21 protein-coding genes and 1 tRNA gene are annotated in these 21,531 nt (G+C 64.2%); 9 read left to right on the top strand and 13 right to left on the bottom strand.

The genetic code is table 11. The annotated features are described in order from the left end of the window. Positions 1 to 142 precede the first annotated feature (142 nt). Entirely contained in the window at positions 143 to 1,939 is a 1,797-nt protein-coding gene (locus tag AC0L2F_RS01805; RefSeq protein ID WP_063994035.1) for an adenylate/guanylate cyclase domain-containing protein, read from the bottom strand. A gap of 246 nt (positions 1,940 to 2,185) precedes the next feature. Here AC0L2F_RS01805 and AC0L2F_RS01800 point away from each other — a divergent pair, with 246 nt between their 5' ends. Continuing rightward, the gene (locus AC0L2F_RS01800) at positions 2,186 to 2,818 is read left to right on the top strand and encodes a LysE family translocator (RefSeq protein WP_063994034.1); all 633 of its coding nucleotides are present in this window, start codon (positions 2,186 to 2,188) and stop codon (positions 2,816 to 2,818) included. A gap of 6 nt (positions 2,819 to 2,824) precedes the next feature. Here AC0L2F_RS01800 and AC0L2F_RS01795 read toward each other — a convergent pair whose 3' ends face one another. Next, positions 2,825 to 3,577 (bottom strand): sulfite exporter TauE/SafE family protein, encoded by a 753-nt coding sequence (locus tag AC0L2F_RS01795; RefSeq protein ID WP_473247288.1) that lies wholly within the window; start codon positions 3,575 to 3,577, stop codon positions 2,825 to 2,827. A gap of 89 nt (positions 3,578 to 3,666) precedes the next feature. Here AC0L2F_RS01795 and AC0L2F_RS01790 point away from each other — a divergent pair, with 89 nt between their 5' ends. Further along, complete coding sequence (locus tag AC0L2F_RS01790) at positions 3,667 to 4,557, top strand: LysR substrate-binding domain-containing protein (protein WP_473247287.1); 891 nt, start codon at positions 3,667 to 3,669, stop codon at positions 4,555 to 4,557. Positions 4,558 to 4,599: 42 nt separating this feature from the next. Here the strand turns inward: AC0L2F_RS01790 and AC0L2F_RS01785 are convergent, their stop codons facing one another. The 3 genes from AC0L2F_RS01785 to AC0L2F_RS01775 form a co-directional block, all read right to left on the bottom strand. Then, positions 4,600 to 5,565, bottom strand: a complete 966-nt coding sequence (locus tag AC0L2F_RS01785; RefSeq protein ID WP_473247286.1) for a tripartite tricarboxylate transporter substrate binding protein — start codon at positions 5,563 to 5,565, stop codon at positions 4,600 to 4,602. Positions 5,566 to 5,582: 17 nt separating this feature from the next. Beyond that, entirely contained in the window at positions 5,583 to 6,365 is a 783-nt protein-coding gene (gene hisN, locus AC0L2F_RS01780; protein ID WP_007615123.1) for a histidinol-phosphatase, read from the bottom strand. A 538-nt stretch (positions 6,366 to 6,903) separates the two neighbouring features. Continuing rightward, a complete protein-coding gene (locus AC0L2F_RS01775) occupies positions 6,904 to 7,794 on the bottom strand; it encodes an N-formylglutamate amidohydrolase (RefSeq protein ID WP_007615122.1) in 891 nt (296 codons plus the stop codon). A gap of 379 nt (positions 7,795 to 8,173) precedes the next feature. On the opposite strand from AC0L2F_RS01775, the gene cpdR reads away from it, so the two are divergent. The 5 genes from cpdR (at position 8,174) to AC0L2F_RS01750 (ending at position 10,287) form a co-directional block, all read left to right on the top strand. Continuing rightward, on the top strand, positions 8,174 to 8,533 hold the full coding sequence (gene cpdR / locus AC0L2F_RS01770; protein WP_007597092.1) for a cell cycle two-component system response regulator CpdR: 360 nt from the start codon (positions 8,174 to 8,176) through the stop codon (positions 8,531 to 8,533). A 74-nt stretch (positions 8,534 to 8,607) separates the two neighbouring features. Next, a tRNA-Val gene (locus AC0L2F_RS01765) sits at positions 8,608 to 8,682 on the top strand. Positions 8,683 to 8,912: 230 nt separating this feature from the next. Further along, entirely contained in the window at positions 8,913 to 9,386 is a 474-nt protein-coding gene (locus AC0L2F_RS01760) for an L-2-amino-thiazoline-4-carboxylic acid hydrolase (RefSeq protein WP_473247285.1), read from the top strand. An 11-nt stretch (positions 9,387 to 9,397) separates the two neighbouring features. Continuing rightward, complete coding sequence (locus tag AC0L2F_RS01755) at positions 9,398 to 9,643, top strand: hypothetical protein (protein ID WP_007615118.1); 246 nt, start codon at positions 9,398 to 9,400, stop codon at positions 9,641 to 9,643. Positions 9,644 to 9,864: 221 nt separating this feature from the next. Then, positions 9,865 to 10,287 carry a RidA family protein gene (locus AC0L2F_RS01750; RefSeq protein WP_473247284.1) on the top strand — a complete coding sequence of 141 codons (423 nt, stop codon included), beginning with the start codon at positions 9,865 to 9,867 and terminating at the stop codon, positions 10,285 to 10,287. 29 nt (positions 10,288 to 10,316) lie between these two features. On the opposite strand, the gene AC0L2F_RS01745 is transcribed toward AC0L2F_RS01750, so the two are convergent. Next, positions 10,317 to 11,408, bottom strand: coding sequence for an enolase C-terminal domain-like protein (locus AC0L2F_RS01745; protein WP_063994027.1), 1,092 nt, complete (start codon positions 11,406 to 11,408; stop codon positions 10,317 to 10,319). Positions 11,409 to 11,586: 178 nt separating this feature from the next. Here AC0L2F_RS01745 and AC0L2F_RS01740 point away from each other — a divergent pair, with 178 nt between their 5' ends. Next, complete coding sequence (locus tag AC0L2F_RS01740; RefSeq protein WP_473247283.1) at positions 11,587 to 13,149, top strand: adenylate/guanylate cyclase domain-containing protein; 1,563 nt, start codon at positions 11,587 to 11,589, stop codon at positions 13,147 to 13,149. Between the two features lie 226 nt (positions 13,150 to 13,375). Here the strand turns inward: AC0L2F_RS01740 and AC0L2F_RS01735 are convergent, their stop codons facing one another. The 4 genes from AC0L2F_RS01735 to AC0L2F_RS01720 form a co-directional block, all read right to left on the bottom strand. Next, positions 13,376 to 14,599: an ABC transporter substrate-binding protein gene (locus tag AC0L2F_RS01735; protein WP_473247457.1), complete on the bottom strand. Its 1,224-nt coding sequence runs from the start codon at positions 14,597 to 14,599 to the stop codon at positions 13,376 to 13,378. A gap of 380 nt (positions 14,600 to 14,979) precedes the next feature. Further along, a complete protein-coding gene (locus tag AC0L2F_RS01730; protein ID WP_007615109.1) occupies positions 14,980 to 15,909 on the bottom strand; it encodes an alpha/beta hydrolase in 930 nt (309 codons plus the stop codon). Positions 15,910 to 16,042: 133 nt separating this feature from the next. Continuing rightward, positions 16,043 to 16,537, bottom strand: coding sequence for a hypothetical protein (locus AC0L2F_RS01725; RefSeq protein ID WP_007615108.1), 495 nt, complete (start codon positions 16,535 to 16,537; stop codon positions 16,043 to 16,045). Between the two features lie 230 nt (positions 16,538 to 16,767). Further along, the gene (locus tag AC0L2F_RS01720) at positions 16,768 to 17,337 is read right to left on the bottom strand and encodes an alpha-ketoglutarate-dependent dioxygenase AlkB (protein ID WP_473247282.1); all 570 of its coding nucleotides are present in this window, start codon (positions 17,335 to 17,337) and stop codon (positions 16,768 to 16,770) included. A 79-nt stretch (positions 17,338 to 17,416) separates the two neighbouring features. On the opposite strand from AC0L2F_RS01720, the gene AC0L2F_RS01715 reads away from it, so the two are divergent. Further along, the gene (locus tag AC0L2F_RS01715) at positions 17,417 to 17,557 is read left to right on the top strand and encodes a hypothetical protein (RefSeq protein ID WP_007597071.1); all 141 of its coding nucleotides are present in this window, start codon (positions 17,417 to 17,419) and stop codon (positions 17,555 to 17,557) included. On the opposite strand, the gene AC0L2F_RS01710 is transcribed toward AC0L2F_RS01715, so the two are convergent. Genes AC0L2F_RS01710 through AC0L2F_RS01700 form a run of 3 tightly spaced genes read right to left on the bottom strand, consistent with a single transcriptional unit; the run spans position 17,554 to position 21,351 of the window. Beyond that, positions 17,554 to 19,140: an ATP-binding protein gene (locus AC0L2F_RS01710; protein ID WP_473247281.1), complete on the bottom strand. Its 1,587-nt coding sequence runs from the start codon at positions 19,138 to 19,140 to the stop codon at positions 17,554 to 17,556. The two genes, AC0L2F_RS01715 and AC0L2F_RS01710, sit on opposite strands and share 4 nt — an antisense overlap. Then, positions 19,137 to 19,841 carry a response regulator gene (locus tag AC0L2F_RS01705; protein ID WP_473247280.1) on the bottom strand — a complete coding sequence of 235 codons (705 nt, stop codon included), beginning with the start codon at positions 19,839 to 19,841 and terminating at the stop codon, positions 19,137 to 19,139. Before AC0L2F_RS01705 ends, AC0L2F_RS01710 begins: the two co-directional genes overlap by 4 nt. A gap of 19 nt (positions 19,842 to 19,860) precedes the next feature. Then, on the bottom strand, positions 19,861 to 21,351 hold the full coding sequence (locus AC0L2F_RS01700) for a DUF4153 domain-containing protein (RefSeq protein ID WP_473247279.1): 1,491 nt from the start codon (positions 21,349 to 21,351) through the stop codon (positions 19,861 to 19,863). Positions 21,352 to 21,531 lie beyond the last annotated feature (180 nt).

Raw genomic sequence — 21,531 nt, 5'->3', positions numbered from 1 at the left:
ACAGACGCGCCGATAGAGCGCGGAAAGTCCTGACAAACCGACAACACGTTATACTACTTCAGCGTGTAGCGGAGTGTGGCTGAATTCACCGTCGTGTCAATAAAGGCGGAGGGGACATTGCGGCGTGGCCGCGGCTGGCCCTTCAGGATTCGGCGACGCGTTTGACGTCGCTCGAGACCAGGGTCAGTTTGCCGAGCGGCACGCCCGCATTCAAGAGTCCGGCGCGGTAATGGGCGAGGTCCTCGGGCCGCTTCCAGTGGAAATTGCGCAAATGGCGGTCGACATTGAGAGTCGGGTAGTTAGCCATGAGCACGCGGGTCGCCTCGACCGCCTCGTCGCCCCGTCCCAATTGCGCCAGCGCCGCGGCACGGATCGCCAGCGCCTGCAAATGGTTCGGGTTGATGTAGAGCTGTTCTCGAGCCCATGACAGGGTCGCGTCATATTGGCCCAGCAGATAATGGCTGAAGGCGTTCAGTGCGGCCCATTGGTAGCGCGGATCGCTGTTGTCGCGCTGTGCGGCCATCGAGAACAGCTCGATTGCCTCGCGGTGCTCGCCGATGGCGAAATGGCAGATGCCGAGCACGCCGCGCGCGCCGTTGTCGTAGGGGTTGAGCGCGACGGCGCGTTTGGCGGCGTCCATCGCGGCCTCGTAATGCCCCTCCAGCGCGTGGGTCCAGGACAGGATCGAGAACGCAAATGACGAGCGCGGGTCGAGCCGGACGCTGGTTTCGGCAAGCTTCATCGCTTCGGCCCACATCTCGCGCGTGCCCTTGACCCAGCCGAAATGGATGCTCTGGATCTGGATCGTGGCGAGATAGGCGTGCGCAATCGACAGCTTGGGCTCGAGCCTGATGGCCTCCCGGAACAGGTCGACGGCGATGGCCAGGTCTTCCTTGGTTTGTCGATAATAGTGCGACAGCCCTTTGAGGAAGCGGTCCCAGGCGGTGACGTCGGTCGAGAGCCGCGCCGGCGCCGAGGCCTCGGCCCGGACGATCTCGGTGGCGATGGCGGCGGACAGGTTGGTGGTGATCTCGTCCTGCATCGCGAAGAGATCGCCGATGTCGCGGTCGTAGCGGCCGGTCCAGAGCTGCTCGCCGGTCTCCGGCGCGATCAACTCTGCGGTGACGCGGATCTTGGCTCCGGCGCGCCGCACCGACCCCTGGATCAGATAGGTGGCGTCGATCTCCCGCGCGATCAGGCGGTTGCTGACGTTGTTGCCCTTGAACACGAAGGTCGAGTTGCGGCTCAGCACGCGATAGAAGGATTGCAGTGACAGCGCGTGGATCAGATCCTCGGTCAGGCCGTCGGAGAAATATTCGTCCTGGGCGTCGCTGAGATTGGCAAAGGGCAGCACGCCGACGATCGCGGTGCGGTACTGCTGCGAGAGGGCGGATGCCTCTCTCAGCGCGGGCGCAAGGGCCGGTGCGCCCTCAGGCGTCCAGGTCCAGACCCCGATCGGATCCTTGATGTTCTTGAAGCGGTGGTTGCCGGCATCGGCCAGCGGCACGGCGAGATGCTTGCTGGCCTCCTTGTAGGCCTTGGCCGAGATCGCGAAGCCGCCGGGGCTCGCCACGGATTCGAGGCGGACGGCAATGTTGACATCGTCACCGAAAACCTCGCCCTCGTCGGCGATGACGTCGCCCATGTGGATGCCGAGGCGAAACTGCATGGCGCGATCGGCGGGCAGATGGTGATTGCGCTCCGCCATCAGCGTCTGCATCGCGATCGCGGCCTCGGTGGCGCCGACGATCGAGGGGAACTCCAGCAGGAAGCCGTCGCCGGTGTTTTTGACGACCCGGCCGCCGTGATTGAGGATGATGGGGTGGATCGCGCTGCGATGGGCCTTGAAGGCGGCATGGGTGCCGGCCTCGTCGGTACCCATCATGCGCGAATAGCCGGCGACATCGGCGCAGACGATGGCAGCCAGACGTCTTTCCATATTCCGGAGCTCCAAGAGACTTGCAAGAGACTTGGAAGAGATCGAGGACCGGCCACCGCGTAGCCGTCGCCTCGAATCCCCGCATTAAAGAACCCGTTCCTTATAGAGCAGATGAGGCCGAGCGAAAGTATGATCCGCATTGCAAATTCGAGGTAAATCCTCGGCAATCCCGGCGGTGGACGTGGATGAGCGAACCCACTAAGCCGGGTCTGAGGGCGACGGTTGGGCGGCGGAGGCACGTCACACATGCTGGGCATTCACGAAATCTGGCTCTTCGTCCTGTCGGGCGTGCTGCTCAACATCACGCCGGGGCCTGATACGGTCTATGTGATCGGCCGCAGCATGCAGTTGGGCTGGCGAGGTGGTGCCGCGGCCGCGCTGGGCATCAGTTGCGGCTGCTTTTTCCATGTCGCGGGCGCGGCAATCGGCCTTTCGGCCCTGCTGATGGCCTCGTCGACCGCGTTCTCGATCCTGAAACTGGTCGGAGCAGCTTATCTCGTCGTGACCGGCCTCCAGATGCTGTGGTCGCGCCCGGTGCTGGCCTCGGCCGTCGACGAGCCGTTGCAGAGCTCGCTGCGGCGGGTTTTCCTCCAGGGCGTCTTCACCAACGCGCTCAATCCCAAGGTCGCGCTGTTCTTCCTGGCCTTCCTGCCGCAATTCGTCGCAGCCGATTCGGCGCACAAGCCGCTCGCCTTCCTGACGCTCGGCCTGATCTTCATCTGCACGGGAACGCTGTGGTGCCTGGTGCTGGCGGCGTTCGCGGCAAAGGCCGCCCACCGCTTGCGGAGCTCCGAAGGCGCGGTCGCCTGGGTCAACCGTGCCCTCGGCGGCCTCTTCATCTATCTCGGCATCCGCGTCGCCATGCTGGAGACGCGGTAACTTCGTTTACGCGAATTCCTTCAGCAGCGCGCTGCCGGCGAGATAGAGGCCGAGCAGGATCATCGCGATCAGGAACCAGCGGCGAAACGCTTCCGCCGGCATCCGCGCCCGCACCGTCTGGCCGATATACATGCCGGCAAACGCGCATGCCATGCCGACCGCACCCGGCACTGCGTTGGCCGGCGTCAGCAATCCGCCCGCGGTGAGGTTGAAGGCGAGCGCCAGTGTCGCTGTCGTAAAGAACACGCCGAGCGCCTGCACCAGCTCGTCCTTCTCCATGCCGATCGCCTGCATGAACGGCATCGAGGGGATCACCTGCACGCCGGTCGAGGCCGAGATCACGCCGGTGACCACGCCGACCACGCCGCCGACCCATTTCTCGTTCTTTGGCGCAACGTGGAACTGGAATTTGTTCAGCCCGATGATCGCGTAGACGACCAGGAGGAGGCCGAGCACGATCGTGCCGTAGCGCGCATGCGGGCCGGTGAGCGCGCCGGCATTGAGCCAGCACCCGATTACGGTGCCGATCATCAGCGGCCACAGCCGCCTCAGGATGTCGCGCAAATGGGGGCCGACGAAAGTCTGCCAGATGTTGGTGAGGATGGCGGGCACGATCACGATGGCGATCGCGCGGCTCGGCGCCATGCTCACCGCGAGCAGGCCCATGGACACCGTTGGCAGGCCGAGCCCGACCACGCCCTTGACGAATCCGGCAATCAGGAAGACGGCGGCGATGAGAATGAGGAGCGGGTCGATCATTTCTGCACATTGACCGAAGCCGCGCGTCGGCACAATCTGTAGCTTACGGAGAAAGCCTTCGTCTGGAACGAAGGCTGAAGGGACCCCGGATGCGCTTCGACCTTGTCGACCTCCAACTGTTCATCGCGGTCGCCGACCAGCGCAGCATCACCCGCGGCGCGGAGCGCTCTCATCTGGCCCTGGCCTCGGCCAGCGCGCGCATCAAGGGGCTGGAGGATGCGCTCGGCGTCGCGCTGCTCAAGCGCGGGCGCCGCGGCGTTGAGTTGACCTCGGCCGGCGAGAGCCTGCTCGATCACGCCCGTCTCGTCATCCACCAGATCGACGCCATGCGCGGCGATCTCGCCGGCTTTGCCAGCGGCGTGCGCGCGAGCGTGCATTTCCTCGCCAATACCTCCGGCCTCTCGGAGCATCTGCCGAAGGCGCTCGCCGGCTTCCTGCGCGAGCACCGCGACGTCGCCATCGACATCGAGGAGCGCGAAAGCACCGACATCGCGGCTGCGATCACCGCCGGTGCCGCAGATCTCGGCTTCGCCGCCGAGCACGCGCTGCCCGATCATATCGAGCGATTCGCCTTCAGCGAGGATCGCCTGACGCTGGTAACGTCCAGGCGCGGTCCGTTCGCCGGTCGCCGCGCGATCGATTTCCAGGAGGCGGGCGCTTGCGACTTCGTCGGGCTCACCAGCGCCACCGCGCTTCAGGTGCATATTTCGAAGCACGCCGCCCGGCTCGGCATGCGGCCGCATTATCGCGCCCGCCTGCGCGACTTCGATGCGATCTGCCAGATGGTCGCCGCCGATGTCGGCGTTGCCCTGGTGCCCGAAGCCGCCGCCCGCCGCTGCGCAAAACTGATGCCGCTCGCCATGGTCCGCCTGCGCGATACCTGGGCCAACCGCAAACTCGTGATCTGCGGGCGAAGCTTCAAGACGCTGCCGCGCCCGGCCAAGATGCTGGTGGAGCATTTGCGGGCTGCGGCAGTGTGAGCTCTGAGATTTCCCCGCCCTTCAGGAGGGGAGAAGACACAGCTACTTCGCCGTCTCCACCCCGGCGCCCTTGATCACCTTCGCCCATTTCTTGGTCTCGTCCGCGATGAAGTTGCGAAAGTGCTCCGGCTCATCGCCAACAAGCGTTGCCCCTTGGGCGGCGAGCTTTTCCTTCACCGCGGGATCCGCCATCGCCTTCGTGGCCAGATCATGCAGCGCGGTGACGATCTCCTTCGGCGTGCCCTTCGGCGCGACCATGCCGTACCAGTTCTCGATGCGCAGATCAGGAAAGCCGGCTTCCGCCGTGGTCGGCACGTCGGGCGCCGTCGGCGAACGCTCGGCGGAGCCGACCGCGATCGGCCCCAGGGCGCCCGCCTTGACCTGCGGCAGCAGCACGGGGAGATCCAGGAAGGTCATCTGCACCTGCTGGCCCAGCAGATCGTTCACGGCGGGAGCGGCGCCGCGATAGGGCACATGCACGATGTCGATCTTTGCGGTGAGCTTGAACAATTCACCGGCGAGATGCGGCAGGCTGCCGGGGCCGGAGGAGGCGAAGTTGAGCTTTCCAGGCTGCGCCTTGGCGAGCGCGATCAATTCCCCGATGTCCTTTGCGGGGACGTTGGTGGCGACAACGAGCATTTCCGGCACGGTCGCAACCAGGGTCACCGGCGTGAGGTCGTTCAGCGTATCGTAGGCAACTCTTTCCATGCTCGGGCTGATCGCCAGTGCGCCGGCGCTGGAGATCGCGATGGTGTAGCCGTCGGGTGCCGCCTTGGAGACGGCATCGGTGCCGAGCACGCCGCCCTGGCCGCCGCGATTGTCGATCAGCACCGGCTGTCCTGACAGTTCCGACATGCGCTGGCCTATCACCCGCGCGATGATGTCGTTGGGGCCGCCGGCCGGGAACGGCACGATCAGCTTGATCGGCTTGGCCGGGAAATTCTGGGCGCAGGCCAGCGTCGGAAACAGAAGCAAGGCTGCGAGAAGGAGCTTGCGCCAGTTCGTCATGCAGGCTCCTGTATCGCCTATCCGTTGAGCAGCTTCAGTGCTTCGTCGTGAACCCTGGCGTCGCCGGCCGCGATGATGCGGCCGCCGCCCTGCGCCGGCTTGCCTTCCCAGGTGGTGACGACGCCGCCGGCGCCGGTCACGATCGGGATCAGGGCTGCGATGTCGTAAGGCTTCAGCTCGGTCTCGACCACGAGATCGACGTGACCTGCCGCCAGCATGCAATAGGAGTAGCAGTCGCCGCCATAGCGCGACAGCCGCGCGCCCTTCTCGATGCGGCCGAAGATGGCGCGGTCGCGCTCGTTCATCAGCAGCGGGCTGGTGGTGTAGGTCGTCGCCTCCGACAGAGAAGCACAGCGCCGGACCTGGAGCCGGCGCTCGCCGGATGGGCCTTTATAATGAGCCGAGCCGCTGTCGCCGGAAAAGCGTTCGCCGATGAACGGCTGGTGCATCATGCCGTAGACCGGCGTGCCCTTGTGCAGCAGCGCGATCAGCGTGCCCCAGATCGGAAAGCCGCCGATGAAGGATTTGGTGCCGTCGATGGGGTCGAGCACCCAGACATAGTCCGAATCCTCGCGCTCGTTGCCGAATTCTTCCCCGACGATGCCGTGCTGGGGAAAGTTGGCCTTGATCAGGCGCCGCATCACCGCCTCCGCGGCGCGGTCGGCCTCGGTCACGGGGTCGAAATCCTTGGTCTTGCTCTTGTCCTCGATCGACAGCGAGGTGCGGAAGAATGGCAGGATGGTTTCGCCGGAGGCGGTGGCGAGCCGTCCGATGAAGGCGGAGAAATCGATCACCGTCACGGCGTATCCTCAAAAAGCGAAAGTCGGGTGAAGCTCACTCCTGCCTAGCTCAAATCGGAAGGATCGTGCAGCGCTGTCTTGCTTTTGCACCCTGGTATTTTGGATGCGGGAAGCGTTCGCCTGGTCAAAGCCCCTCGCTGGGCAAATATCGATCATTGAGTTGAAACCTTAGTTCCGACTTTGCCTCGTTCGTATGCAAATGACTATCAACCCATTGAATTTCCTTATCAAAGGGACTGAATCTGGGTTTCTCTGGAAGCAACCGAGCTATGTCCTCATTGCATGGGAAATCGCTCGAAAGCCCTTGCACTTTGTGCGTCGCGGCCGCATATTGTTGCGGTGCGGTAGCGCTTCTCGCGTTACTGCTGCCCTCCTTGGGCGTTTCCTCCCTAGACTTGGGCCGCTTCTTCATTAGAAGCGGCCCTTTTTTCTTTCAGCCTCTAATTTCTTTCAGCGTCGGCTTTCATTTCAATGCGCGCCGCGAAACGCGCTCGCACTGATCGCGCCCAACCCGATCGTTCGAAGAAAAACGTCGCGCCTATTCCGCCGCGGCCTGGAACGGGCCGAGATCGCCGAACGGGACCGTGGTCGCCAGCACGTCGGCGAGCACGCCGAAGTCCGACGCCACTTGCGCAAAGCGCGGAGTGCGCTCGCGCCGCCGCTCGTCCATGTAGATCGCGCGGTTGAGCTCGAGCTGCACGGCGTGCAGGCCACTGGCCGGGTTGCCGTAATGCTCGGTGATGAAGCCGCCGGCATAAGGCTTGTTACGGCCGATCGAATAGCCGAGCCCGGCCATGGTCTCTTCGACCCGGTCGGGCAACAGCGGCGTGCAGCTCGTGCCGTAGCGGTCGCCGATGACGATGTCGGGCCGCCGTGGCTCGTCGCGGGAGACGCCGACCGAGGGCATCGAATGGCAGTCGACCAGCACGACGGTGCCGAACATCTGGTGCACCTTGTTGATCAGCCGGCGCAGCGCGCGATGATAGGGTTTGTAAAGCGTCTCGATCCGCCCCAGCGCGTCGTCGACCAGGATGCGCTCGCGATAGATCTCCTGGCCGTCGCCGACCACGCGCGGAATAGTGCCAAGGCCGCCGGCGACCCGCATCGAGCGGGTGTTGGCAAAGCTCGGCAGGCGCCCGGTGAACATCCGGGGATCGAGCTCGTAGGGCTCGCGATTGACGTCGACATAGGAGCGCGGAAAGTTGACCCGCACGGTCGGAAAGCCGCGCTCGCTGAGATGGCCGATCAACTCGTCCATGAAGGAATCTTCGGAACGCCGCAGCGTCGGCAGGTCGATCCTGGAGGCGCTGAGGAATTCGTCCGGATAGGTCGAGCCGGAATGGGGCGAGTTGAAGATAACCGGCGCGCGCCATTGCGCGGGCTCAACGATCTCGAAGGCTGGCGACTTGTCGCCGTCAAACCGGGTCATCTTCTCAGGCTTCGTCCCTTGGTGTCAGGCTTCGTCCCTTGTAATCAGGCTTCGCCCTTGGCGCCGCACGATCCAACAAGCCCGGCCCAGGCCTCAACACATTGATTCGGCCGATCGGGCGGCTCTTATGTGTCGTCATTGTCCGGAATCGCAACCATCCTGCCAAGCGAAAAGATGAGATCCGCTCTGGAACATGTCTTAACCCTGCGGGCAGCGAGGTGGGGACCGGCAGGTCCGGCTCGATTGCTTCGTACTGTATTCCGGTTCACAAGAGTCCGGCAGCGCGAGCTGCGGAGGGTAAAGATTTTCACCCCAAATTTACCCTCCGTCGGGCTTAGTGACCTCTGCTGATATCCTCTGGGGATTCGACGTTTCCGCCATGCCAAAGATCCTGCTCGCCGAAGACGACAACGACATGCGCCGTTTCCTGGTCAAGGCGCTGGAAAACGCCGGTTTTCAGGTCTCGTCCCACGATAACGGCATGGCCGCCTACCAGCGGCTGCGGGAAGAGCCGTTCGAGATGCTGCTCACCGACATCGTGATGCCGGAGATGGACGGCATCGAGCTCGCCCGCCGGGCCTCGGAACTCGACCCCGACATCAAGATCATGTTCATCACCGGCTTCGCCGCGGTCGCCCTGAACTCGGATTCGGACGCCCCCAAGAACGCCAAGGTGCTGTCCAAGCCCGTGCATTTGCGCGAATTGGTCAGCGAAGTGAACAAGATGCTGGCGGCCTAAATCGGCCCCCTTCCGTCCTTGCACCGGCTCCCCTGAGCCGTTATAGGGACCCGACCCGATCTAGACGACATCTAGGGCGCGTAGCTCAGCGGGAGAGCACTACCTTGACATGGTAGGGGTCACAGGTTCGATCCCTGTCGCGCCCACCATCCTTCGCTCGCGATAGCCGAGTGAAGGATGCCACGCCGAAGCCCAAAGGGCGCAGGCGGGCTGCCGCCGCGAGCTTCGGCTCGGCAAGCCACCAATCTCGTTGCGAGAAGCGTGTCTGGCGTAGCTCGAAGAGCGTAGACTGACTTTTCGTCCGGACCTCGACCAGGCAAGCCACAATCTTCTATAGCAACACTGGTGTGCTACCGTCGTCTCAGACGCGAGGCCGCCCATGAACGTTTCCGTCATCGAGCAAGCAAAGATCCAGGCGCAGGTGCTGGTGCCGCTGGTCAAGGCGCTCCAGGCCGAGCTCGGCGAGGCGCGTGCCAACGCGCTGGTGCGCAAGACGCTCGGCGATCTCTATCGCGGTTTCGGCGAGGAATTCTGGAAAGCCAAGAACGAGAGCGATCTAGGCGAGGCCGTCTCTTCTGCTTTCAAGACCTATGCCCGCGACGACGCACTCGCCTATGACGTCATCGAACAGTCGGAGGATTCATTCGCCCTCGATGTGACGCGATGCGCCTATGCCGAGTTCTACAAGGCGCTGGGCGAACCCGAGCTCGGTTTTCTCCTGGTCTGCACCGCTGACTTTGCGACCGCCGAGGGTTTTGGCTCCGACATCAAGCTCACGCGGACGCAGACAATCATGCAAGGAGCCGCTCATTGCGACTTCCGCTACCGGCGCGATGGAGACGGGTCACAGTGAAGGGACTCCAGATGATTCGGGTGAGCTGTCTTGCGGTGGCCGCGCTTGCGCTGATTACGTCGCGCGCTGATGCCGCGGCTATTGACTGGCAGGCCGAGCTCCAGCGCTGTCGCGCGCTGCGCGAAACCGTGGCGCCACTGCTGCAGGCCGGCCAAGGAATATCCGCGGTCGGCCGCTCCAACAGATCCGTGCGTCGCTGCATATGGATCCAGCGCATGGCGGTACGCAGAAAAATCCCCGGCGCAGAGACGTGGTAGCGCGGGCGCCTCTCAGGTGGACGCCTTCTTCGGCCCGCGCCGCAGGTCCTTCAATCCGGTCGGATAGAGGCTCGGTCCTGGCCGCCGAACGCGCGGCCCGGCGCAGCCTTGATCCGTGACTCTCCGCCTGCCATTGTCCGATCCTTCGCCGCAGCGACGAACCTGGCATTCGGCGAAACTGTGTCGCTTGGCGGGACGTGGAAAGAAGGCAGGTTACCGAAATGAAGAGCGTGAACAAGCCCGGCGGCAACTACTTGCCCGTGATCATCCATAGTGGAATTGCGTATGTCAGTGGTCAGCTGCCGCGTCGCGGAGAAGACCTGCTGTACTCAGGCAAGGTCGGCGCAGGTGTCGATGTCGCCGCCGCACAGGAGGCTGCTGCACTCTGCGCTGATCTCTGCATTTCGGCCATCAATCACGCAACAGGCGGAGAGGACAAGATCGTCCAGGTCTTGCAGCTCGTTGGATACATCGCCTCGGCGCCTGGATTTACTCAGCAGTCGCAAGTCATGAACGGCGCTTCCGACCGGCTGATCGAGCGCCTGGGTGATCGCGGTCGTCACACGCGTACATCTGTTGGCGTCGCCGAGTTGCCGCGGGGCGCCCCGGTCGAGCTGAGTATGATCGCCGCTGTTCGGTCGTAGGACGGCAGGTCGTCGCGACGAAACGCGGCCTATCCGACCAAATATTTCGCAACCGCCGCCTCGTCCCAAGCGATCCCGTTGCCGGGCTCCTCGCCCGGCACCGCAAAGCCGTCCTTGACCGTCAGCCGCGTCGCCAGCACCGCGTCGGCCCAATCGACATATTCGAGCCAGTGCGCGGTCGGCGTCACGCACAAAAGATGCGCGCTGACTTCCGAGAACAGATGCGTCGACATCTCGATGCCGGCGGCGTGCGCCAGCGCGGCGGCGCGCAGCCAGCCGGTGACGCCACCGATGCGCTGCACGTCGGGCATCACGTAGTCGCAGGCCTCGGCGGAGAGCGCGGATTGCATCGCGAAGGCGCTGTCGAAATTCTCGCCGATCTGGACCGGGGTGCGCAGCGCATCCGCGATACGCGCGTTGCCCTCATAATCGTCGTGACGAATCGGCTCTTCGATCCAGGTGAGCCCCTCGTCGTCGAGCATCTCGCCGCGGCGGATGGCCTCGGTGACCGTCAGCGCCTGGTTGTAGTCGCACATCAAGGTCACGTCGTCGCCGACAGCCTTGCGCACCGCGCGCACCACCTTCAGGTCTTCCCGCGCATCGGGACGGCCGACGCGGATCTTCGCGGCCTGAAAGCCCTCGGCCAGCAGCTTGTGGGCTTCCTCCACCGCGGCACCCGCCGGCATGATGCCGAGCCCCTTCGAATTGTAGGCCCTGACCGGTTTCGGCGCGCCGCCGAGCAGCCGCGCCAGCGGCAGGCCGCGTGCGCGCGCCAGCGCGTCCCATGCCGCCATGTCGATGCCGGACTGTGCCAGCCGCTGCAGGCCGGCGAGCCCCAGCAGCGTGAAGCGCTGGGTCAGCTTGCGCTCGATCTCGAACGGTAGCAGCTCATCGCCCGCCAGTATCTCCGACATTTCCGCGACCGTCGCCGTCAACGGCTTCAAGGCCGAGGGGGTGATCGAGAACAGATAGGCGTGCCCGGTTGCGCCGAGGTCGGTCTCGCAGTCGATCAGCACCAAAGGTGCCCTTGCGACCGCCCCGGTCGAGGTCTGGAGCGGCAGTTTCATAGGCACGATCACAGGGCGCGCGTGGAAGCGCTTGATTCGGATGGTCTCGGTCATTCGGAGGGGCTCCCGGCGGAGTGAATGCAGGTTAGTGCCGATCTTAAACATTCGCCATGAAACGAAAAGCGGCTTGGCGCGACCACCATAAAATGGGGTTGCGCGGGAGCGCGTTTATTGGCTCTGTGCCGCAAATCCCCCGGGCTCAAGACAAGAACGCTCATCACGGAGCCAAAGAGTGAAGCAAGAGATCTCCGAAGAGCAGCGCAAGAGCGGCATCCTGACCGGTGCCGCGATCGCCTTCCTGCTGCTCGCGCTGCCGGTGGCCGTGTGGCTGGACCTGACGGAGCTGAGCAAGACGGCGCTGCGCCGGCAGGCCGCCGATCTCAATTCGGTCATTACCAGCGTCCGCAGCTATTACGCGTCCAACGTGGTTGGCCGCATCCTCGCCAATCCAAATGGCTCGACGAAAGTCGTTCACAACTACGAATCCGTCCCCGGCGCGATCCCGATCCCGGCCACGCTGTCGCTGGAGCTTGGCCGAGTAATCGGGGCGCAGCAGGAGAACATCACCTACCGTTTCGTCTCGGACTTCCCGTTCCAGAACCGCGCCTCGCACCAGCTCGACAAATTCGAGAAGGACGCGCTGGAAGCCCTGCGCGCCGACCCCGAGCAGAAGATCGTCGAGACCGAGACCTCGCTGTTCAACGACAAGGTCCGGCTGATCGCGCCCGTCACGATGGGCCCGGCCTGTGTCAGCTGCCACAACAGCCATCCCGAGAGCCCGAAGAAAGACTGGAAAGTCGGTGACGTCAGAGGCATCCAGGAGGTGATCATCGCCCAGCCGATCGCCGCCAACATCTTCTCGTTCAAGTTCCTGTTGGCCTATTTCCTGATCGCCGCCGGCAGCGGCCTGTCGTTCCTCTCGCTGCAGCGCCGCCAGGCCAGCCGCATCAAGGGCATGAACAAGGAGCTCGAATCCGCCAACGACTTCCTGGCTTCGCTGTCGATGAAGATCTCGCGCTACATCCCGCCGCAGGTCTACAAGAGCATCTTCTCCGGCCAGAAGGACGTGACGATCCACACCGAGCGCAAGAAGCTCACCATCTTCTTCTCGGACATCCAGAACTTCACCGCGACGGCGGAGCGGCTCCAGCCGGAGTTGCTGACCCAGCTCCTCAACGAATATTTCACCGAGATGTCGGCGGTCGCCCACGAATTTGGCGGCACCATCGACAAGTTCATCGGCGATGCCATGCTTATCTTCTTCGGCGATCCCGAGACCAAGGGCGACCGCACCGACGCGCAGGCCTGCCTCCAGATGGCCTGGCGCATGCAGCACCGTCTAACCGAGCTCAATGCGAAATGGCGCGCCTCCGGCATCGAGCTGCCGTTCAAGGCCCGCATGGGCATCAATTCGGGCTATTGCAATGTCGGCAATTTCGGCAGCAGCGACCGCATGGACTACACCATCATCGGTGCCGAGGCGAACCTCGCCGCGCGCCTGCAATCGATCGCCGAGCCCGGCGGCATCGTGCTGAGCTACGAGACGTTTGCCCTGGTCAGCGACGTCGTCCGCGCCCACGCGCTGCCCGCGATCACGATGAAGGGCATCAGCCGCGAGGTCATTCCCTATTCGGTCGACGCGCTGAACGATGCGGCGGCCGAAAGGAGCGGGATCATCACCGAGCGAGCGCCGGGGCTGGAGCTCTATCTCGATCCCGCCGTGGTCAAATCCGGCGACGCGGCGCGGGTGCGCTCGCTGCTGGAGAACGCGCTGGCTTCGCTGAAGCCGGCGTGAGCCGGGCTATCGCATATCGCAGTTGAGAGGTTGTCGAACGTGCACGGCCTGCATGGTTCGAGACGCCCGCTCTGGCGGGCTCCTCACCATGAGGGTCGGATATCTCGCCGCGAAAACGCGACCCTCATCCTGAGGGCCCGCCGTAGGCGGGCGTCTCGAAGGATGGCCGCGGGCGAGCTCCCAGTCACGTTTTCTCCGTGCGCTACCGCTGCCAGCGTGAGTCACCTCACCGCGCGGCGCCTTCCGTAAACGCCGTCTCGATCACGTCGCCGAAGGGTTGCCAGGAGCGGCCGTCGAACTGGACCAGCCGCATCTGCCTGATCGGCAGGTAGCTGTTGGCCGAGGTGTTCATCCTGATGTTGGGCAGGGCGACCGAGGGCTGATAATTCCTCAGCGAAGCCGCCTGACGCATGATGTTCTCGCGCGATACGTCGTCGCCGCACTGCTTCAGCACCTGCGTCAGCGCCTCTGCCGCGGCGTAGCCAAAGAGTGCAGCGCTGCTGTTGGTGCTTTCGTCGTGATGGTACTTGTCCATGAAAATGAACCAGTCCTTCATGGCAGGATCGTCCTTCCATGCGGGATCGCTCGGGTCTTTCAGGAAGGCCGCCGAAATCACGCCGGAGGAATTCTCCAGGCCTGCGGGCGCCATCGCGTTGGCGATCGAGGCGGAGGCGTCATTGACGATGAAGACCGGGCGCCATTTCATTGCCGCCGCCAGCTTGATCACCTTGGACGCCGTCGATGGCACGCCGAGAAAGACGAAAATATCGGCGCCGGCGCGCTTGAGGATCGAGACGTGTCCGTCGAGATGCTCATCGGCAATGTCGAAGGCGATGTCGACGAGGACGAGACGGTTCAGATCGCCAAGACCTTCCTCCATGCCCTTGAGAAGCGCACGCCCGAACTGGTCGTTCTGCCAGAGCACCACGATCTTCTTCCTGGGATAATAGGCCTGGAGATAGTTGGCGTAGATGCGCCCCTCCGACCGGTACGACGGCTGCCAGCCCATGGTCCAGGGAAACGCCTTGGCCTGGCTCAGCTCCTCGTCTCCGGAGGCGACGAACAGTTGCGGAATTTTCTTCGCGTTCAGATACCAGCGCGCGGCGAGATTGCCCGGCGTGCCGAACGAGCCGAACATTAGATGCACGTCGTCCTTCTCGACAAGATTGCGGGTCAGCTCCAGCGCGGTGGTCGGGTCGGAATTGTCGTCGCGGGTGATGAAGCGGATCTTGCGGCCGTTGATGCCGCCGCGCGCGTTGACCATGTCGAAATAGGCCGCTTCCGCCTGGCCGATGGCGCCGAACTCCGAGAGCGGTCCCGAATACGGCATGACATTGCCGATGCGGATTTCGTTGCCCGCGGTGGGTTGATCGGCGCGTTGCTCGGACATCGCGCCGAGCGACGCGAACGCGATCATCGAAACGAACAGCATTCTGCCGGTGACGCCCATGCTCAACACCTTGTCGTTGGCCCCCAACGAGGTCGGCTCGATCTGCAGCAAGGCGAGTTGATCTAGGTCAAGCGTTTGTCGAAGCTGTGGCTTGAACGGCCTCTTCTGCAACGCAGCTGTCTGCCCGAAGAAAGGGGCAAGCGTGCTGACGCGCCGACAATCGAGAGAGTGTGCCGTGTGGCACCCCTCTCCCTAGCCCTCCCCCACAAGGGGGGAGGGAACACACCTTGCTTGTGGCGAGTGCATTTTGACTCATTGGCTTCATAACGATGAGCGTACAGAGAAGCCACGCGCTCCCTCCCCCCTTGTGGGGGAGGGCGGGGGAGAGGGGTAGCCCAGCAAAAGGTCTGTGTCGTTAGCGTACCGCCACCAACCGGCCGCTACGGCAAGCCCCGCGCCTCGAGCTGATGCACCAGCAGCAGCGTCGGCTCGGCGAGGCTGTCGCCGGAGCCGTCGAGGCCGAAGGCGCTTGCGATGCCGTCGCGGCTGCGCAGCAGTGCGCTACGCGGACAATGGCCGGCGCCGCAGAGCGTCTTCTTCAGGGTTTCGCCCTGCGTTGTGATGCCGGCGGAATCATCCGCCGCCCAGGCCAGCACGATCGGGATGTCGACATTGAGGATGCCGGGGAAGACCGAACGCTTGTTGTACTGGCTGGCGTCGCTGCCGAGATAGGCCTTCTCGCTATCGCTCGCGTCCTTGCCGGCGCGGTAGACCCCGGACACGAGCACGAGCGCCGCGACGTCGGCGCGGTCGGTCTGGAGTTCGGGATGGGCCAGCAGGGTGGCGACATGGAAGGCGCCGGCGCCGTAGCCGACCGCAACGATTTCGCGGGCGTCGCCGTTGAACAGGTCGATATTGCCGTGGACCCAGGACAGCGCCGCCGCCACGTCGGTCGCACCCGCCGGCCACGTCGCCGAGGGCGCCAGCCGGTAGTTGACGCGCACGCCGATCATGTCGTTGCGTGCGGCAAAGCACATGGCCTGGTCCTGGATCTGGCGCGACAGCTCCGGCGCGGAGCGGTCGCCGGTGAAGGTGTCGCCGGTCACGAACAGCAGCACCGGCCGCGGCGTATCCGCCTTGGTCGTGGCGGTGGCGACATCGAGCACATTGGCTTCGCTCTCGCCGTAGCGCAGGCCGCGCGAGAAGGTGACCTGCTCGCACAGCCGCGCGGTGCCGCCCGCGGTGGTGTCGTTGTCGGTGAGGCCGACCCGGACAACGTCGGATGGCGCGGCCGGCCACATCGGTAGGGGGCCGTGCGCGGAGGCTGCCGTCACGCCCAGGATCAGAAACAATGCGAGGAAATTCTTCATGTCGGTGTTGGCCCTGCGTGCCCGATATGGGCTCGCGCGTTTGGCCCGTCTTTTCAATTCGCCTTATTAGTTAGCTGGTCATGAGGCGATTTCACGGCACCATGGTTCTCTCGGCGCGTCCTCCACGCGTGGATCAATTTCCCGGCTGGAAGGTGCAATCCGCCCCGCTGCCGTCCTTTCGGCGGATGGCATTGGGGTCGATCGTGCAGCTCAGCTTGGTCAGGCTCTCGAAATTCGATCCTGCGGCGCCGTCGGGCGGAATGCCGGCCAGGGCTTCGGTGGCGAAGATCTCGCTGGCCGTGGAGCCATTCACTGTCCTGGTCTTCTTGCCGAAGGTGACCTCGCAGTTCCGCACGGTGATGTCGACATTGCCGGCGCGGCAGACGATTCGATCGGCCGTCACCACGATCGGCTTCTTGTAGGGAATGTCGCTGTTGGCGGCGAACAGCATCGCCATCGCCTTCTTCTCGGCGCCGGACAGGACCGACGACAGCGGCGCGATCACCCCCGCGAGCGCCAGCGCCGTCGAGCCCGAGACTTTTGCGGGCGTCGCGTCGGAGGCATCGGCTACGCCGGAGGCGGTAGCGACAACGAGGCCGCAGGCGAGGATCAATCGACCGGCTTTCATCTTGCCTCCCTGGACCTGCATTCGCGGCTTCCCTCCCGCGCGGCGCGTGGAACCAAGTTTAGCATGTAAACGCGAATTTAAGGCAAGTTCGCCGGGCCTTGCACCTTTGCGCGGTGCGGCTGCTTTGTCCCGAGGTGTCAAACGGTTATGTCGCGCGGCCGAGCCTCGCACCGACACGGCCGTTCTACTGTGCATGGGGTTGTTTCGCGTTTTTTGTTTTGGCCCGCCTGTCAGGCCTGCTTCATCGTCCGGAAGGTGATGGAATAGCGGCGCGCCTCGACCGGTGGGATGCTGTGCTCCCATTGCGACCGCGCCTCGCCGTCCATCGCGTAAAGCGAGCGCGGCCGGGCTTCGAGCGTGTGGCGCTCCCATTTGTCGTCGCTACGGCGGCGGAAGCGGAATTTGCAGGACGAGCCGAGCGACAGGCCGAGGATCTTGTCGAAATGCGGCTTGTCGCGGTGCCAGCCGATGCCGACGCCGGCCTCGTATTCGGTACAGAGCACCTGCCGCACGCTGCCGCTGGCGAGGCCCGCCCATGCCTCGACCTGCCGCGCGATGGGGAGCACCCAGCCCGGGATCGGCTCGGCCTCGGCCAGCCGCTGCAGCGAATAGTCATAGCGATAGCCGAAGGACGCCACCCGGCGGTTGCCCTCGAAGGCGCCGAACTGGAAGCGCTGGAGCGGCAATGCTGCGATGCGGCCGATGAGCGCCTGCTCGGCGGCGGCCTCGACGAAGTCATCGGCATAGCGAAGACCGGCAGGCCCTGCGTGCGGATCGGCGAACAAACCAAGCTGCGTCATTCCTCGCATTTCCGTGATGGAACCTAATGGTGGCTGATGCGACTTACATATGACGCGGAAAGTAACGTGCGAGGCTGTCATGGCAGAGAAGCATACCGCCGATCCGGCAGAGATCATGCGGGCGACCGGTCATCCTGAGCTGGAATACGCCGCCGGCTGGACCATCGCCGGTCTGGTCACCATCGGCACCATCGTCGCCGCCTGGGTGTTCGCGATCTAGCCCATTGGAAACTGCAGCTCGAACGCCGCGCCCTGCTCGGTCGGCTTGAGCCTGATCGAGCCGCCATGGCTCGCCATCACCGCGTGTGCGATCGCCAGCCCCATCCCGGTGCCGCCCTGGTCGCGGCGGGTGGTGAAGAACGCGTCGAAGATCCTGTCGCGGTTCGGCGCCGAGATCGGCTCGCCGTCATTACTCACAGTCAGAAGCAGGGTCGTGCGCTCATCGATCGCCTCCAGCCTGATTCTCCCAGCCTTGTGCCGCATCGCATTGTCCGCGAGGTGCGACAGCACGATCAGCGCCTTCTCGGCCGACATGCCGATCATCAGGTCGAGGCTGCCGCTGGCCTCGATCGAGCTCGCCGGAAACCGGCTCCTGAGATCGGCAACTACGGGCGCCAATTCCGTGCGCTCGTTTTGCGGCAGGCTTTCGGCACGCGCGAGTTCGCGCAGCCGCTGCGCCATCGCTTCCAGCCGCTTTGTGTCGGACAGGATGTTGGCGATGAACATCTCCTGCTCGACCAGCGTCAGGCTGCCCGCTTTGCCCTGAACCGAATCCTGCAACAGCTCGGCGGCGCCCTTGATCGAGGTCAGCGGTGATTTCAGTTCGTGGGTGAGGTGGGCCGAGAAGGTCGCGATATAGTCCGAGCGCCGCGCGAGCTGTTCGGCCATGCCGAGGAAGCTGTGCGAGAGCTGGGCGAACTCGCGCGTGCCGTAGTGCCGCAACGGTCTGAACGCCTCGCGGTCGCCGCGCCCTATTCTGGTGGCGCGGTCGATCAGCTCGCGCATCGGCAGCGTGATAGTGCGCGAGAATACGAGGCCAATCGCGATCGTGCCGAGAACCACGGCAAGACCCGCCAGCACGAACTTGGCCCGCTCCTGGTACAGATGGTCGAAGATGTTGCTCGGTGTCCGCGTCGTGTAGATCACCCCTGCGACGCGGTTGTTGACGATAACAGGCATTGCCGAAAACACGTGGACGCCGAGGCCGCGGCTGAAGGAATAGATCGACGGCGGCGGCTTGTCGGGCACTCGGTTGCGCAGGGTGGCGCGGTATTGCCCATGCAGCGCGTCGGCGACCTCCTCGATATGGGCGAGCGATTGCCCGACCTCCTGCCGCCCGGCGATCACCACGCCTTGGGGATCTAGGATGCGAAAGCCTGCCAGCGTCACCTTCTGGGTCTCGCGGATGATCGGCGTCAGTCTTGCGCCGATCTCGACATAGACGGGCTGCGCCGGCTGCGGAGCGGCTTGCGCCTCGGGCCGCCGCCGCAACAAATCGTTGGCGGTGAGGTCGAGCGCGGGACGGATCGGGGTGACCTGGTCGCCCGGATCAGGCAGCACGTTCGGCGGCACCTCGGCGCCGAGCGTCAAGCCGCTGTCGAGCCGCGCCGTGACTTCCTGCGCATAGATCGTCGCGAGCACGCGGCTCTGCGCAATCAGCTCGGCCTGGGTCTGGCGGATCAGCTGGTTGTCGTAGAGACGGAAGAAGAACAGGCCGACCAGCGGCAACACGCCGACGGTCGCCAGCACCGTGAAGATCACCAGGGTGAGCGACGGCCGCCATTTGTCGGGCGCCGCGCTCATGCCTCCTTCTCGCAGCGGCCGAGCTTGAAACCGACGCCGTGGATGGTCTCGATGACGTTGTCGCAGGCCAGCGCCGCGAGCTTGGCGCGGATGTTGCGGACGTGGCTGTCGATGGTGCGGTCGGAGACCTGGATGTTGAGCTGGTAGGCCGCTTGCATCAGCTGCTCGCGATTGAACACCGAGGTCGGCCGGGTCAGGAACGCGCGCAAGATGCCGAACTCGATCGCGGTCAGCTTCAGCGGCGTGCCGGCGAACGACGCGACATGCTGCTCGGGATCGATCAACAGGCCGCCTTGCGCGAGTGCCGACGGCCCCGCCTTGGCCTCGCCATTGCGCGGGCCGAGACGGCGCAGGATGACGTTGACCCGCGCCACCAGCTCGCGCGGGCTGAACGGCTTCGTCACGTAGTCGTCGCCGCCGATCTCGAGGCCGAGGATGCGGTCGATCTCCTCGTAGCGGGCCGACAGGAACAGGATCGGCACGTCGGAGGCTTTGCGCACCTCGCGGCAGACGTCGAGGCCGTCGAATTCGGGCATGCCGATGTCGAGCACGATCAGGTCAGGCCTGTCGGCGGCAAAGCGGGTCAGCGCCTCCTTGCCGTCGCGCGCCTCGATCACGTCCATGCCGGCTCTCTTCAAAGCGACGCGGATGACCTCGCGGATATGGCCTTCGTCGTCGACGATGAGAATGCGATGCGCCAAGAATCTCTCCGCTGCCTGGTCAGCCCGCCGACCGAGCTTTCGCCAGCGCGTCCAGCCTGCGCTGGAGCCGCCAGTTCCTGAAGCTCCAGCTCCGCCAGGCCAGATCCTGACGGTGGACTTCTACAAGCCGATCGCGCCGCGACACAAGGCAGTTGTCGCCCGGGCGATGAGCGATGACCTTGTCGAGGGCAGGCAGCGCCTGCGGCCCGAGTGTGAGGAGATAGTTGGCGTCGATGCTCAAGCCCTTCCCCGACATTTCGTTGCTGTGGCTCAGATTATAGTCGGCGATGAACGCGTCGAAGTTCACCAGCGAGCGGCCATACAGCGCGATCGTTAACGCGATCAGATTGGCGCCGACGAGCCATTGGTTGGACCTGTCGAGGACGATGCGGGCGACGATCAGGATCAGCCCGAGCGCCACCAGCCCCATCCAGATGAAGGCCGCGATGCGCCAATAGGTCAGCATGTAGATGTCGACGTAGAGGTCGAGGCGGAGGATGGAGGACGCGACCAGAAGCACATTCTGCCCGACCCAGAGATAGACCAGCGGCCGGATCACCTTCGATTTCTCGACCGGTCCACCCGGACGCATCGCCACCAGCACGAAGGCGGCGGCGAGCAGGGCAGTGGCGATCAGCGGGTAGGCGCCGCGATGGGCATAGGCCGCATATGTCAAATTGACCGGCAGCGCCACATGGCCCCAGAGGTAGATGCCATCGAGAATGGACTGCGCCGCGAACAGCAGGTTGAACAGGATCAGCGAGCGCAGGATGGTGGAGGGGCCCAGGAACTGAGCCGAGACTTGGGACGGCAGCGGCGGCGGCACGGAGCCATCGACGACCGTCGTGGTGGGAATCGTCCTGCGCCGCCAGCGCACATGGATGAACGGCCAGACCAGCGCCAGCATCATGGTCCAGAACAGCACGCGCGGGATGCTGACATAGTCGAGGATGAGCTTTGGATCGAGCAGGAACACCCACTGCTCGATCAGCGGATTGGCTGCGGCGAACAGTGCGATGAAGACAGTGCTCAGCACTGCAGGCAGAAGCCAGAGTGCGATGCTCCGAGTGAGTGCCGACATGTTGAAGATTTGAAGTGCTTCGGGGAAGACCCTGAAGGGACCAAACAGGACAAAGTTTCGTAGCGCCCGGGCGCGGTCCGCGAGGTCCGTCGTCTTCGAATTAGTTGCGAGCAGCAGCGCCATCAGCAGCGCCGCGACGAGGATCAGGAAGGACAGCGTGTTGAGCTCCTCTGTCGCCGGCACGAGACCGGCGACGAGAATGGCCGTGCTGGTGATGCCGCGTCGCAGGTCCAGTGCCGCATGATTGAACAGCACCGACACGCAAGCCGTCGCGATCGCAAAGAGGGTCAGCGATAGCCCGATACGCGGGCCATAGAACAGCCAGTCGGCGAGCGCAACCAGTGCCAGTGCGAGGCCAAGCTTGGCAAGAATGGAGGAAGGCCTGATCGGCTGGAGGTCCGCTGCTATCGTCGAAGCCAGGCTCGTCATGTTCAAATGGCCTTTCGTGAATGGTGGCATCACGAAGTCTGAACGTCGTTTGTGCAGAAGGCGGGATCGTCGTCTGCACGGCTTCAGGAGTCTTTTGCAGATTATGTGCAGACGCGCTTTTGGTCCTTACGCGGCGCAGATCGCTTTGATAGGTGCGATGCACACATCACCTTGGGCGTG

It is taken from the genome of Bradyrhizobium sp. Ken64, assembly GCF_055807555.1.
The sequence above is the reverse complement of the archived record's forward strand: the minus strand, read 5'-3'. Positions and strand labels throughout refer to the sequence as shown.

Bases quoted from the DNA above. Each gene is read 5' to 3' on its own strand.
- AC0L2F_RS01805 (WP_063994035.1), bottom strand. From the start codon at position 1,939: ATGGAAAGACGTCTGGCTGCCATCGTCTGCGCCGATGTCGCCGGCTAT.
- AC0L2F_RS01800 (WP_063994034.1), top strand. From the start codon at position 2,186: ATGCTGGGCATTCACGAAATCTGGCTCTTCGTCCTGTCGGGCGTGCTG.
- AC0L2F_RS01795 (WP_473247288.1), bottom strand. From the start codon at position 3,577: ATGATCGACCCGCTCCTCATTCTCATCGCCGCCGTCTTCCTGATTGCC.
- AC0L2F_RS01790 (WP_473247287.1), top strand. From the start codon at position 3,667: ATGCGCTTCGACCTTGTCGACCTCCAACTGTTCATCGCGGTCGCCGAC.
- AC0L2F_RS01785 (WP_473247286.1), bottom strand. From the start codon at position 5,565: ATGACGAACTGGCGCAAGCTCCTTCTCGCAGCCTTGCTTCTGTTTCCG.
- AC0L2F_RS01775 (WP_007615122.1), bottom strand. From the start codon at position 7,794: ATGACCCGGTTTGACGGCGACAAGTCGCCAGCCTTCGAGATCGTTGAG.
- cpdR (WP_007597092.1), top strand. From the start codon at position 8,174: ATGCCAAAGATCCTGCTCGCCGAAGACGACAACGACATGCGCCGTTTC.
- AC0L2F_RS01760 (WP_473247285.1), top strand. From the start codon at position 8,913: ATGAACGTTTCCGTCATCGAGCAAGCAAAGATCCAGGCGCAGGTGCTG.
- AC0L2F_RS01755 (WP_007615118.1), top strand. From the start codon at position 9,398: ATGATTCGGGTGAGCTGTCTTGCGGTGGCCGCGCTTGCGCTGATTACG.
- AC0L2F_RS01750 (WP_473247284.1), top strand. From the start codon at position 9,865: ATGAAGAGCGTGAACAAGCCCGGCGGCAACTACTTGCCCGTGATCATC.
- AC0L2F_RS01745 (WP_063994027.1), bottom strand. From the start codon at position 11,408: ATGACCGAGACCATCCGAATCAAGCGCTTCCACGCGCGCCCTGTGATC.
- AC0L2F_RS01735 (WP_473247457.1), bottom strand. From the start codon at position 14,599: ATGGGCGTCACCGGCAGAATGCTGTTCGTTTCGATGATCGCGTTCGCG.
- AC0L2F_RS01730 (WP_007615109.1), bottom strand. From the start codon at position 15,909: ATGAAGAATTTCCTCGCATTGTTTCTGATCCTGGGCGTGACGGCAGCC.
- AC0L2F_RS01725 (WP_007615108.1), bottom strand. From the start codon at position 16,537: ATGAAAGCCGGTCGATTGATCCTCGCCTGCGGCCTCGTTGTCGCTACC.
- AC0L2F_RS01720 (WP_473247282.1), bottom strand. From the start codon at position 17,337: ATGACGCAGCTTGGTTTGTTCGCCGATCCGCACGCAGGGCCTGCCGGT.
- AC0L2F_RS01715 (WP_007597071.1), top strand. From the start codon at position 17,417: ATGGCAGAGAAGCATACCGCCGATCCGGCAGAGATCATGCGGGCGACC.
- AC0L2F_RS01710 (WP_473247281.1), bottom strand. From the start codon at position 19,140: ATGAGCGCGGCGCCCGACAAATGGCGGCCGTCGCTCACCCTGGTGATC.
- AC0L2F_RS01700 (WP_473247279.1), bottom strand. From the start codon at position 21,351: ATGACGAGCCTGGCTTCGACGATAGCAGCGGACCTCCAGCCGATCAGG.